This window comes from Sulfitobacter guttiformis (assembly GCF_003610455.1).
GTDB classification, from domain to species: domain Bacteria; phylum Pseudomonadota; class Alphaproteobacteria; order Rhodobacterales; family Rhodobacteraceae; genus Sulfitobacter; species Sulfitobacter guttiformis.
In genome coordinates, this window is sequence record NZ_RAQK01000001.1 from 372,964 (window position 1) to 385,821 (window position 12,858).

The window sequence follows — 12,858 nt, forward strand, 5'->3', positions numbered from 1 at the left end:
TCTTAACTGCCGCTGACTCCAGCCTCGGCGAACGTAGCCATTCCGCTGTGGCATTCGAGCGCTGCTTTCACAATCTGGATGGCAAGCGCCCCGCCAGAAGCTTCGCCCAGCCGCAAGCCGAGCGACAAAAGCGGTGATTTGTTCAGGGCAGCCAGCAGGCGGTCATGCCCCCCTTCGGAGCTGAGATGGCCCGCGAGGCAGTGGTCAAGTGCGCTGATATGCGTATGCGCAAGGCACGCTGCGGCGGCAGTGCAGATAAACCCGTCAAGGATAACGGGAATACGCAGGCTGCGCGCGCGCGCAATCGCCCCCGCCATCGCAGCCAGTTCACGACCGCCCAGACGGCGAAGCGTCTCAATTCCGTCGCCTTTCCCTTTGTGCAGCGCCAGCCCTTCATCCACCACACGTGTTTTATGGGCAAGGCCGGTATCGTCTACGCCTGTTCCCCGCCCTGTCCAGTCCGCAGCATCGCCCCCAAGAAGGGCGGCGGCGAGAGCAGCGGCGGGAGTTGTATTGCCAATGCCCATCTCTCCAACCACCAGCAGATCGGCATTTGTGCGCACAGCATTCCAGCCCGTGCTGAGGGCGGCGAGCATATCTTCCGCCGACATGGCGGGCCCCTTTGTAAAATCATCCGTAGGGCGGTCAAGCTCGAGCGCGTGCACATCGAGCTGCGCACCGGCTGCGCGCGCCAGCTGGTTGATTGCGGCCCCCCCATGCTCGAAATTCATCACCATCTGTGCAGTCACCTCGGGCGGAAAGGCGGACACGCCTTGCGCCGCCACGCCATGATTCCCGGCAAACACAATAATCTGCGGGGCTGAAATGCGCGGCTGCGAATTACCGCGCCAGCCTGCGTACCACTGCGCAATATCCTCCAGCCGTCCCAGCGCGCCGGGCGGTTTGGTTAGCTGGCTATTGCGATCTGCGGCACCGTCGCGGGCCGCTGCGTCAACATCGGGCATATCCGCCAGCGCAGCGCGAAACGCGTCTAAATCAGAAAACTCGACCATTTTGATAACCTTCATTGCCACAGTGCTTGTGCCTGTTTACGCAATAGGGCGCAGCTCACAACCGTGGAAAAGGCTCCTTGATGGATAAAAACGACCCCCTGCGCCAGCTTTGGCTGGCCTTCGTGCTATTGACCCGCTTGCCGCTGCCGCATTTGCCGGAGAACGCGTTCTCTCAGGGGCCGCGCGCGGTCTGGGCCTATCCACTTGTCGGGTTTGTGGTGGGCGCTATCGGTGCGCTGACAGGACAGATTTCCCTGTCGCTCGGGCTGCCGGTAACAGGGTCTGCGGTGCTGGCGCTGGGGGCGATGATACTGCTCACTGGTGCGATGCACGAGGACGGACTCGCCGACATGTTTGACGGGTTCTGGGGCGGCACCACAACGGCGCGGCGGCTGGACATCATGCGCGACAGCCAGATCGGAACCTATGGTGTGTTGGCATTAATCCTTGTCTGTCTGGCAAAAATCAGCGCTCTGAGCGTGCTGCTGGGCAGTGGCGGCTGGGCCATAGTGGCGGCAGCGGCGCTGTCACGGGGCATTATGCCCGCATTGATGCACGGCCTGCCCCATGCGCGCGTTGACGGCCTCTCGCGCAGCGTAGGCGTGCCCCCACGCAGGGCCGCAGTCACGGCAGCGGCTATCGGAGCGTTAGCGGCACTTTTGTGTTTGGGGTCGCTCGGTATCGCGGCCATCTGCGTTGCTGCTCTCGTCGGTCTCGCAACTGCCTTGCTTGCAAAGCGGAAGATCGGCGGACAGACCGGCGATGTTTTGGGCGCTGCGCAACAGCTGGGCGAGACGGCGATCCTGTTGATCTGTGCAGCCGCCCTTTAAAATAAAAAACCGCGCCACGGCAGGGCCGGACGCGGTTTCATGTAGTTTTCAAACCAATCAGGCTGCGATGCGGCTTTCCAGAACATCACCGATCTGCTTCGCTGCGGCCAGTTCGTCGCCACTTGCGACGGCAGCAACTTCGCGGGTCAAACGCTCCAGTGCCGCTTCGTATAACTGACGCTCGGAATAGGACTGCTCGCGCTGGTCGTCTGTACGGTGCAGATCGCGCACCACTTCGGCAATCGCGATCAGATCACCCGAGTTGATCTTTTGCTCGTATTCCTGTGCCCGGCGGGACCACATCGCACGCTTTACCTTTGCTTTCCCCTTGAGGGTCTTCATCGCATGCGCGATCACATCTGGAGAGCTGAGAGCACGCATGCCGATTTCGGTGGCCTTGTGGGTTGGAACCCTCAACGTCATCTTGTCTTTCTCGAATGCGATCACGAACAGTTCAAGCGTGATGCCCGCGACTTCCTGCTCTTCAACCGATACGATCTGGCCTACGCCATGAGCCGGATAAACGACAAATTCGTTGGGGCGGAAGTCGAGTTTTTTTGTTTTCGTCATGCTGTTCAAGCTCCTGAAATGGCCCTGCCTGCAAGAGGCAACGCGCAACAAACACGGCACCCACCGGGCTATCGCCCGCGAGACCCGCGTCTAATATTTAATGGTCAAATGCGCCGTGGCAGGGCGGCGTCTGTGGGTGTTAATCGTATTATCATCGAAAGAATCATAACACAAAAATGCCCCCCTTTAAAGGGAGACAATTTTTCAGCGCAACACAAGCCTAAGCTGGCCAAAAGTATTGAACAACCAGTCCACTTTAAGGTTAGCCGCCCTCGCCGGGCGTCTCGGAGAAAAGGTCCATTTTGCCCTCTTTTCCGTCCATCTCTTCTGCCGATGGCAGAGGATCCTTCTTTGTAATAATAACCGGCCAGAGTATTGAATACATGCGGTTGAATTCGACCCACTTTTCCATGTCCGGCTCAGTGTCGGGACGGATCGCATCAGCAGGGCATTCCGGTTCGCATACACCGCAGTCAATACATTCATCGGGATGGATCACGAGCATGTTCTCCCCCTCGTAGAAACAATCCACGGGGCATACCTCGACACAGTCGGTATATTTGCAGGCGATACAGGCGTCGTTCACGATATAAGTCATGGGTTTGTCTCTGTCAGGTTATCCTGCCCAGTAGCTAGAACAGCCACGCCCATCATTCAAGGTGGCGTGCCTTAGAAAGATCAAGCTGACGGCGGTCGCGCTTTGTCGGGCGACCTTTTCCCTCAAACGCCGGATTATGCGCAATTTTGTCCCTGTCAGCGCGTTCAGGCGGCGCCATATCGGTATAAAGTGCCTGCGCTTCGGGTGCAGGGCCGCGCCGCATGCCCAGTGCATCTATCTGGATCACACGAATATGATCATCTTTGGGGAAAGTCAGCACATCGCCGGGCGTAATTGTCGCACTGCGTTTGTAAGCGGGTGTGCCGTTCACCCGCACATGCCCCCCGGCGACAGTACTTGCCGCCAGAGTGCGTGTTTTAAAAAACCGCGCGTACCACAACCACTTATCCAGTCGGAGTTTTTGCGCAGGGGTTTCTGTCATATCAGCCTGTTATTTATCATTCTTGAGGCCCATCAGGGCCGCAGCAAACGGGTTGTCAGGGTCGATCTTCTTTTCGGGTTTTGCAGGGCGAGCAGAGAAGTTCTGTACCTTACCGCTCTTATCTCCGTCGCGTGGTCCTTTTTTGTTCCCGCGCTGGTTTGGTTTACCCTTACCTTTAGGACGGTCCCCGCCTGCAGGTGGCTGGCGGCGCGGCGCACGCGCCCACGTGAAGGTATAAAATGTCTCCATCTCGGCGCCCGCGATCTGCGCATCCGGTGCAGTGCCTTGTGGCGTTTCCGTTTCAGACATGTCCGGAATCGCGGCTGCGACCTCTCCCCCCTCGGACGGCTCCGAGAGGATCGGTGCGATACCTTCATCCTCGATAGCCGCCACCGCTTCATCGATGTCTGCGGGCATTGCAGGAGAAGGATCATCTATGATCGCGCCTTCAGGAGGCGTGTTTACATCCATAATCGGCGTATCGGCTGGAATGTCTTTCGCTGCTTTCGGCATCACCTCGGTCACTATTTTGACTTTTGTGCGCTCGCCCGCCTCGGCCTTGTATCCAAGGCCGCGCATGAGATCGGCGAATTGTTCCAGCGTTGTGCCTGATATCGACAGCATATCGGCCTTTGCCTCAAAACCGCCGCGCGAATCCTCTGCGCGCAACATGTCTGCCAGACGCTCCAGCATGTCGATGCGGATGGCCCGCGTACCCGCATTACGGTAGCCCGACATTGTGTCGGCCCCGGCAGGCGCACCCTGCTCTACAGGGATGGTTACGAGACCCGGAGGAGGCGATTCGGGGAATTCCGACAAGCCCTTGGTCAATGACCATAACACCAGCCGCAACCGTGTTGGCGCAGGCTTTAGCAAAAGGGGCATAAAAATTGTAAACTGGCCAAAACGGATACCGTGTTTGCGAAGCGCACCACGTGCATCCTGATCAAGCGATTTGACTTCCTCGGTCAACTCCGCCCGTGGCAAAATACCAAAGCCCTCAACCATGCGGAAGGCAAAGCCCCGCGCCAACCCCGTCAGAGCCTCATCATTCTTGAGGGCTAAAAGCGGCTCAAACAAGTTTGCGATCTTGCGATCAACGAAATGTTGCAAGCGGCGCTGCACCTTTTGTGCAACCTCCGGCCCGGCAACATCGTCAACAAACACTTCAACCTGAGGCTTCAGGCCATCGGATCCAGTAACCAGCTTCCCAACAGCCGAGCTGCCCCACATCAGGCCACCCTGCTCGGTGAAATCAATTTCTGTATCCGGCGCATTATAAAAACGGTCAGCCCTCAAATGGAACTGAGGCGCCAGCGCCTGAAGCGCTGCCGTCTTGATCGTTTTATTCTCAGCCGTGCCTGCGCCTTTGTCAGCGCGGAACCGGAAACCGTCCAGCTTGCCTACAAATTCACCTTCAACGGTTACTTCACCGGTCTCGTTATTCACTTCGGCCACCATGGCTTCCTTCTGTCCTAGCCGGCGCAAAAGCACGGATGTGCGCCGGTCTACAAATCTTTGGGTCAAACGTTCGTGCAAGGCGTCCGACAGTCTGTCTTCTACGACACGTGCTTCCCCGCGCCAATGGCTTTCGTCATTTGTCCATCCTTTGCGCTGGGTCACATATGTCCACGTTCGGATAAAAGCCAGTCGCTTGCTCAACGCATCAATGTCGCCATCGGTTCGATCAATACGTTTTATTTGTCGCGCCAGCCAGTCGTCAGGGATGCTGCCGCGTTGATGGAGATGGTTGTAAATATGCTCCAGCAGGTTCGCATGCTCGGCATTCGAGATACTGCGAAAGTCCGGTATCCGGCAGACATCCCACAGCAGCTTAACAGAAGGGCCGTCGGTGCAGCGCGCGGCGATTTCCGCATCCTCGCCGAGCGTCTTGAGCACGCGTAGGTCATCCGCCTCCCGTGCCCTGACCAGCCGCTCATGATCGGGGCCCACCTCCAATGATTTGATCAAAGCGGCGATTGTGCCGAATTGAAGGTTCGGATTGCGCCAGTTGATTTTGGTCTGGGGCGTGAATTTATGATCCATGATTGCACGCGCCACACCGTCATCCATCGGGGGAACATCGCCTGTTACGCCGAAAGTGCCGTTCTTCATGCCGCGCCCTGCCCGCCCTGCAATCTGCGCCAGCTCATTGGGGGCAAGGGGGCGCATACGTCGCCCGTCAAATTTCGAAAGGGAGCTGAACGCCACATGATCGACGTCCAGATTGAGACCCATCCCGATGGCATCCGTGGCCACCAGATAATCGACCTCGCCGTTTTGATACATATCGACCTGCGCATTACGCGTGCGTGGGCTGAGCGCGCCCATAACCACTGCTGCCCCCCCTTTTTGGCGGCGGATCAGCTCTGCAATTGCATAAACATTCTCAACTGAAAACCCCACAATTGCGCTACGGGGACGCATCCGGCTTATCTTTTTCTGACCTGCATAGGTTAATTCAGACATCCGCTCGCGGTGTACGAATTGCGCCTCGGGTACCAGTGCGGCAATGGTGCCGCGCATGGTGTCAGACCCCATGAACAACGTCTCATGCAGGCCCCGCGCGCGCAAAAGACGATCTGTAAAGACGTGGCCGCGCTCAGGATCAGCGCAGAGCTGGATTTCATCTACGGCGACGAAATCAGCACCCATGCCCTCAGGCATCGCCTCGACAGTACACACCCAATATTGTGTGCGCGGCGGCACGATCCGCTCCTCGCCCGTGACCAGCGCCACCACGGATGGTCCTCGCGCCTTTACAATCCGGTCATAGACTTCGCGTGCAAGCAAACGCAAAGGCAGGCCAATAACACCTGTCCGGTGCCCCAGCATCCGCTCGATCGCGTAGGTCGTTTTGCCGGTGTTGGTCGGGCCCAAAACTGCCACAACCCTGCCTTGCGTGTTCACCGCAATGTCCTAACTTGGATTAGAGGGTGCGACCAATACCGATCGTTTTAAGTTGTTCAAGCGCCTTTTCGGCGTTTTCATGGTGCGGGTTCAGCGCCAGCACACGGCGGTAAAGTTCGGCAGCGCGGCGTTCGTTGCCAAGCTCCTCAAACAAAACGCCAAGGCCGAAAATTGCGTTGAAATTGTCGGGGTTGAGCGCGAGGGCCGTTTCCAGATCATCGAGCGCAGGACCATATAACCCGGCGCGGTAGAATGCAGTTGCGCGCGCGTGATACCCTTCGGGGAAATCAGGTGCGTGATCCGTCAAGGCAGTCAAATGGCCGATCGCTACATCGAAATTACCTACGGCCATCGCATCCCGCCCGCGCTTGAGCAACAGATCCATCGCAGCAGAGCCGGAGCGTGACCACTCGCGCTCAACATTACGCACTGCAGCGGCTGATTGCTCGGGCGGCGCGGTGCGCAACGCCTCCAAAAGTTCGGATATCTGCGGCGCCTGCTGCCCACTTGCGGGGCCAGACAGCAACACAGCACATCCAAGTGCCGTAACGGTATGTTTGAGGTTGACGATGTATCTGACCATAACAACAGTGAATGTAACAGGTGGGGGAGCGATTTCTAGTGACGACCGCCACCATTTGCCAAAAAAGGGCCAAATAATGAGCGACATGATCAACGAAGCGGTAAAAGTACTGTCTGCAAAGATGGACGGCGTTGAAATCGGCGGCACTGTGAAATTCGAGATCGAGGGTGAAGGCTCTGTAATGGTTGATGATTCCGGCGTGCGTGCTGGCGACGAAGAAGCTGATGTGACCCTCACCGCCGATCCGGAGACATTCCAGGGCATCATGTCGGGCGATACGAACCCGACATCGGCCTTCATGACCGGCAAGCTCAAGGTCGATGGTGACATGGGGATGGCGATGAAGCTGGCCTCTGCGTTGGCATAACCGACCCAACCCTATGACCCTTACGCCTGCCCCTCTGTTCACCGACATTTACCCCGGCCCTGACAACGGCCAGGCGTATTGGCTCAAAACATCCGACGCAAAGCAGATACGGCTTGGTGTTTGGGCGGCGGAGCAGGCGAAGGGCACGGTCCTGATTTTTCCGGGCCGTACCGAATATATCGAAAAATATGCAAATGCAGCGGCGGAGTTTGCGGCGCGGGGCCTGTCGTGCGCGGCGATCGACTGGCGGGGTCAGGGCCTTGCTGACCGAATTCTCGACGATCCGCTTATCGGCCATGTCGACCATTTCCCGGATTATCAAAAAGACGTAGCCGCTCTTATTCGTTCTGCACGCAGCCTTAATCTGCCACGCCCCTATTTTATGGTCGCCCACTCAATGGGTGGCGCCATCGGCCTGCGCGCCGTTATGGAGGGGCTGTCGGTACAGGCCGCCGCCTTCACCGCGCCAATGTGGGGTATTCATATCGCGCCGCATATGCGGCTGCCCGCAAAACTCCTCAGCAGCCTGATGCCAAAGCTGAACCAAGGTCACCGCATGCCGTTGGGCACCACCACAACGCCATACCCGCTGACAGCGCCCTTCGACGATAACATGCTGACCACAGATGCAGAAATGTATGACATGATGCGCGACCAGATCACCGCGCATCCCGCACTGCAGCTTGGCGGCCCCAGCTATGTCTGGCTGCGCGAAGCTCTGGCAGAGACACAGCATCTGTCACAGCGTGCCGCCCCGAACCTCACCAGCCTCACATTTGTGGGGACCAACGAGCGGATCGTCGACGTACCACGCATCCACGCCCGCATGCAGGGTTGGAAAGGCGGGCAACTGCGCATCGTTGAAGGGGCCGAACACGAAGTGCTGATGGAAGTGCCTGAAATACGTCTCCCGATTTTCGATGAAATTGCCGGTATGTTTCTTAACACAACCACAGGCTAGGGCTGGCACAGCCAGTTTTACCTCCTACATATTAATGCATGCAGCATGATCCGGTTCTTACATTTACTCCTGAAGGCATTTATTGCCCTGCTGGCGATTTCTATATCGATCCGTGGAGGCGGGTGGACCGTGCACTCATAACCCACGGCCATTCGGATCACGCCCGTTGGGGGATGGGCAGCTATCTGGCCACACATGACGCCCTTCCTGTGATGCGCCACCGTCTGGGCGACATTACCGCCGAAGGCATCGCCTACGGCGAACAGCGTATCATCGGCGGTGCCACGGTATCCTTCCATCCGGCCGGACACGTCCCGGGATCCGCGCAAATCCGCGTCGAAGTGGGCGGCGAGGTTTGGGTCGCGTCGGGTGATTACAAGATCATCGACGATGGACTGTCCACCCCGTTCGAGCCCGTCCGTTGCCACCATTTCATCACCGAAAGTACCTTTGGTCTCCCCGTTTTTAACTGGGCGGCACAAACGGAGGTTGCAGCCCAGCTTAACGATTGGTGGCGCAGCTGCGCTGCAGCCGGTAAAACTGCACTTCTGGGGGCCTACTCGCTGGGCAAGGCGCAGCGCCTCATGTCCATGCTTGATCCCGATCAAGGCCCGATTTTGTGTCATACGGCAGTTGAAAACACCAATGCCGTCATGCGTGCCCAAGGCATCATACTGCCCGAAACGCGGCTCGCAAATAAAGAAGTCACTGCAAAAACCCACCCAGGGGCCATTGTTATCGCGCCTCCCTCCGCACTTGGTTCTGCGTGGTCCAAAAAATTCGGTCCTCAAGAGAGCGGTTTCGCCTCTGGCTGGATGGCAATGCGCGGGGTGCGCAGACGACGTGCAAGCGACCGTGGTTTTGTCATTTCCGACCACGCTGACTGGCAAGGACTACTGTGGGCGGTCAAGCAAACCGAGGCTGAAAATATATATGTAACACATGGTTACACCGACACCTTCACGCGATACCTTAATGAACAAGGATATAATGCACAGGTTGTCCCGACCCAATTCGAGGGCGAAAATCTGGATGCCGCCGACGACAACGGAGAGGCCACATGAAAGCGTTTACGGCCCTCTTTACAGCAATTGATCAAAGCACGAAAACAACAATAAAGGTCAATGCGTTAGCAGAGTATTTCAAGCAGGCGCAAGACATGGACAAGCTTTGGACAATCGCGCTGTTCTCTGGCCGCCGTCCAAAACGCGCTGTAACAACGACCCGCCTGCGCGAATGGGGTGCGGAGGTGGCTGACATTCCGCTGTGGCTTTTTGAAGAATGCTATCCGGTGGTGGGTGATTTGGCCGAAACTATTGCCCTTGTCCTGCCGCCGAACCAGACCAGCGACAATCGCTCACTGTCCCAATGGATCAATGACTTGCGTGAGGTTTATAAAGCAGACGAGCCAACCAAAAAGGCCTTTGTCCTAGACGCGTGGGCGCGTCTCGGCGGGACGGAGCGTTTCATCTTCAACAAGTTGATAACCGGAGGGATGCGGGTCGGCGTAAGCCAGAAGTTGATGACCCGCGCTCTGGCCCGCGCAACAGATCAGGACGAAGCTCAGCTTGCGCATCGCCTCATGGGCAACTGGCACCCTGACGATACCACATGGCATGCGCTGATCGAGGCACAAGACGCCTCTGCGGATGCTTCGCGTCCCTACCCTTTCTACCTCGCCTACGCGCTGGAGGACGGGCCTGAGTCCCTCGCCAATCCAGATGATTGGCGCGCCGAATGGAAGTGGGACGGGATCCGTGGCCAGCTCATCGTCCGCGGGGGTGAGCATTTCGTCTGGTCGCGCGGCGAAGAGCTGATGACCGATCGTTTCCCAGAGCTCGCCCGCGCTGTTGACTACCTCCCCGATGGCACAGTGCTGGACGGGGAACTGCTTGTCTGGCACACGGATCAGGCCTTTCCCGCCAGTTTCAACACCTTACAACCTCGTATCGGACGTAAGATTGTTCCGAAAAAGATGCTTAAGGACGCCCCGGTGGTGCTGCACGCCTATGACATGCTGGAGTGGAAGGGCCAAGATATCCGCACGCTGCCGTTTAGGGAGCGCCGCGCCCTATTGGAGGCGGCCTGCGTGGACCTTCCGCCGGATGCACCGATAAAACTGTCGCCGCAACTCCCTTTCACAACGCCCCAAGACCTCCATGCGTACCGCGACGGCGCACGTGATGCGCAAGCGGAAGGCCTGATGCTCAAACGCAGCGACAGCCCCTACCTCGCAGGACGCAAAAAGGGTGACTGGTGGAAGTGGAAACTGGCACCGCTGACAATCGATGCGGTGATGATCTATGCCCAATCAGGATCGGGTCGCCGTGCCAACCTGTTCACCGATTACACCTTCGCCGTCCGCGACGGCGAGGCGCTGGTTCCGTTCACCAAAGCTTATTCCGGCCTGACTGACGCCGAGTTTCGCAAGATCACTGCATGGGTTCGCAAAAATACGCTCCAGCGTTTCGGGCCCGTGCGACAGGTCACGCCACATCATGTGTTCGAGATCGCCTTCGAGGGCATTCAGGCCTCGCCGCGCCATAAATCCGGTGTCGCCCTGCGCTTTCCGCGAATGCTGCGCTGGCGGCAGGACAAGCCGGCAACTGAGGCGAACACCCTCGAAGATCTCAATGAAATGCTGCGTATTTACGGCTGATCACGCCTTGCCCCTCCGGGTGGCGACCCCTACCTATGACACAAATGTTTAAAGGATTTCCCATGTTCTCACTGCCTTTTCCCGTCCGTGACGCCAATGCCTCAAGTGCAAAACCATCCTTTGGCGATCTGCCTGAGTGGAACCTCGACGATCTTTATACCGCAGAGGACGCCCCCGAGCTCAAGCGCGATCTCGATTGGCTGGAGCAAGCCTGCGCAAGTTTCGCAGCGGACTATGAGGGCAAGCTTGGCACGCTTGACGCTGCAGGTCTGCTCGATTGTGTGTTGCGTAATGAAAAGATCAACCAGATTGCCGGTCGCATCATGTCCTACGCTGGCCTTCGGTATTACCAGCTGACCACCGATTCCGGTCGCGCGAAATTTATGTCCGATATGCAGGAAAACATCACCAGCTTCACCACCCCTCTTGTGTTTTTTACGCTCGAACTGAACACACTTGCGGATGCACACCTCGACGCGCTGTTGGGCCAGAACGCCGATCTGGCGCGCTACACCCCCATATTCGAGCGTATTCGCGCGATGAAACCTTATCAGCTGAGCGATGAGATGGAGAAGTTTCTACACGATATGGGCGTCGTGGGGGACGCATGGGAGCGCTTGTTTGACGAAACCATCGCGGGCCTGCAATTCGACGTGAACGGTGAGACGCTGGGCATTGAAGGCACGCTGAACCTGCTGACTGATCCCGACCGGGACAACCGCGAGGCCGGTGCCCGTGAGCTTGCAGAGGTTTTCGGAGAGAATATCAAAACCTTCGCCCGTGTTCACAACACCCAAGCTAAAGAGAAAGAAGTGATGGACCGTTGGCGCGGAATGGAAACACCCCAAACCGCCCGCCACCTCAGCAACCACGTCGAGCCTGAGGTTGTAGAGGCGCTTCGTAATGCTGTGGTTAAGGCCTACCCCAAGCTGTCGCACCGCTACTACGCGCTTAAGAAAAAATGGTTGGGGCTGGACACGATGCAGGTTTGGGACCGCAACGCGCCCCTGCCGATGGAAGACCCGAAAATCGTCGATTGGCCTCGCGCCGAGAAGATGGTGATGGACGCTTATACTGCCTTTGATCCACGTATGGGGGAGCTGGCAGAGCCTTTCTTCCGCAAAGGTTGGATCGACGCGGGCGTAAAGCCGGGCAAAGCGCCAGGTGCATTCGCGCATCCGACCGTCACCGATGTGCACCCCTATGTAATGCTCAACTATCTGGGTAAACCCCGCGATGTAATGACGCTGGCGCATGAGCTGGGACACGGAGTGCATCAGGTCCTCGCCGCCGGTCAGGGCGAGATGCTGTCCTCCACGCCGCTCACTCTGGCGGAAACGGCCTCTGTGTTTGGCGAAATGCTAACGTTCCGAAAAATGCTCGAGAACGCCAAGTCAAAGTCGGAGCGCAAAGTCCTGCTTGCGGGCAAGGTGGAGGATATGATCAACACCGTCGTCCGCCAGATTGCGTTTTATGATTTCGAATGCAAACTCCATGCCGCCCGCCGCAACGGTGAACTAACGCCCGATGACATCAACGCACTGTGGATGAGTGTTCAGGACGAGAGCCTTGGGCCAGAGTTTGAGTTCATGGACGGCTACGAGACCTTCTGGGCCTACATCCCGCATTTCATCCACTCGCCCTTCTACGTCTATGCCTACGCCTTCGGGGATGGCCTCGTGAATGCACTCTACGCGGTCTACGAAAGCGGCCACGAAGGGTTTGAGGATAAATATTTCGACATGCTCAAGGCTGGCGGGTCCAAGCACCACAAGGAATTGCTCGCCCCCTTCGGCCTCGATGCTTCGGATCCTGCGTTCTGGGATAAAGGGCTGAGCATGATTTCAGGCTTTATCGACGAACTGGAAGCGATGGAAGAATAGGATCCGCACAGGCGCCCCTCTGAAATAGGGGCGCCTTGCCAC

At 57.7% G+C, this 12,858-nt stretch carries 12 protein-coding genes; 6 read left to right on the top strand and 6 right to left on the bottom strand.

From position 1 onward, the window contains the following. Positions 1-2: 2 nt before the first annotated feature. Positions 3-1,028, bottom strand: coding sequence for a nicotinate-nucleotide--dimethylbenzimidazole phosphoribosyltransferase (gene cobT / locus C8N30_RS01780; protein ID WP_051567189.1), 1,026 nt, complete (start codon positions 1,026-1,028; stop codon positions 3-5). Positions 1,029-1,093: 65 nt separating this feature from the next. Between cobT and cobS the strand changes: the two genes are divergently transcribed. Next, a complete protein-coding gene (gene cobS / locus C8N30_RS01785; protein ID WP_025062780.1) occupies positions 1,094-1,843 on the top strand; it encodes an adenosylcobinamide-GDP ribazoletransferase in 750 nt (249 codons plus the stop codon). A gap of 57 nt (positions 1,844-1,900) precedes the next feature. On the opposite strand, the gene C8N30_RS01790 is transcribed toward cobS, so the two are convergent. From C8N30_RS01790 to C8N30_RS01810, 5 genes are all read right to left on the bottom strand, one after another. Next, positions 1,901-2,413: a CarD family transcriptional regulator gene (locus C8N30_RS01790; RefSeq protein ID WP_025062781.1), complete on the bottom strand. Its 513-nt coding sequence runs from the start codon at positions 2,411-2,413 to the stop codon at positions 1,901-1,903. Between the two features lie 262 nt (positions 2,414-2,675). Next, positions 2,676-3,011, bottom strand: coding sequence for a ferredoxin FdxA (gene fdxA, locus C8N30_RS01795; RefSeq protein WP_025062782.1), 336 nt, complete (start codon positions 3,009-3,011; stop codon positions 2,676-2,678). 52 nt (positions 3,012-3,063) lie between these two features. Further along, positions 3,064-3,453, bottom strand: coding sequence for an RNA-binding S4 domain-containing protein (locus tag C8N30_RS01800; protein WP_025062783.1), 390 nt, complete (start codon positions 3,451-3,453; stop codon positions 3,064-3,066). 9 nt (positions 3,454-3,462) lie between these two features. After that, complete coding sequence (locus C8N30_RS01805; protein WP_025062784.1) at positions 3,463-6,363, bottom strand: helicase-related protein; 2,901 nt, start codon at positions 6,361-6,363, stop codon at positions 3,463-3,465. Positions 6,364-6,382: 19 nt separating this feature from the next. Then, a complete protein-coding gene (locus C8N30_RS01810) occupies positions 6,383-6,946 on the bottom strand; it encodes a tetratricopeptide repeat protein (protein ID WP_025062785.1) in 564 nt (187 codons plus the stop codon). A gap of 76 nt (positions 6,947-7,022) precedes the next feature. Between C8N30_RS01810 and C8N30_RS01815 the strand changes: the two genes are divergently transcribed. The 5 genes from C8N30_RS01815 to C8N30_RS01835 all read left to right on the top strand — a co-directional run bounded on the left by C8N30_RS01815 (position 7,023) and on the right by C8N30_RS01835 (position 12,816). Beyond that, positions 7,023-7,313, top strand: a complete 291-nt coding sequence (locus C8N30_RS01815) for an SCP2 sterol-binding domain-containing protein (protein ID WP_025062786.1) — start codon at positions 7,023-7,025, stop codon at positions 7,311-7,313. Between the two features lie 13 nt (positions 7,314-7,326). After that, positions 7,327-8,274, top strand: a complete 948-nt coding sequence (locus C8N30_RS01820; RefSeq protein ID WP_025062787.1) for an alpha/beta fold hydrolase — start codon at positions 7,327-7,329, stop codon at positions 8,272-8,274. Between the two features lie 38 nt (positions 8,275-8,312). Further along, positions 8,313-9,338, top strand: a complete 1,026-nt coding sequence (locus C8N30_RS01825) for a ligase-associated DNA damage response exonuclease (RefSeq protein ID WP_025062788.1) — start codon at positions 8,313-8,315, stop codon at positions 9,336-9,338. Next, positions 9,335-10,933, top strand: coding sequence for an ATP-dependent DNA ligase (locus C8N30_RS01830; protein ID WP_025062789.1), 1,599 nt, complete (start codon positions 9,335-9,337; stop codon positions 10,931-10,933). Before C8N30_RS01825 ends, C8N30_RS01830 begins: the two co-directional genes overlap by 4 nt. Positions 10,934-10,995: 62 nt before the next feature. Further along, entirely contained in the window at positions 10,996-12,816 is a 1,821-nt protein-coding gene (locus C8N30_RS01835) for a M3 family oligoendopeptidase (protein WP_025062790.1), read from the top strand. Positions 12,817-12,858: the final 42 nt, after the last annotated feature.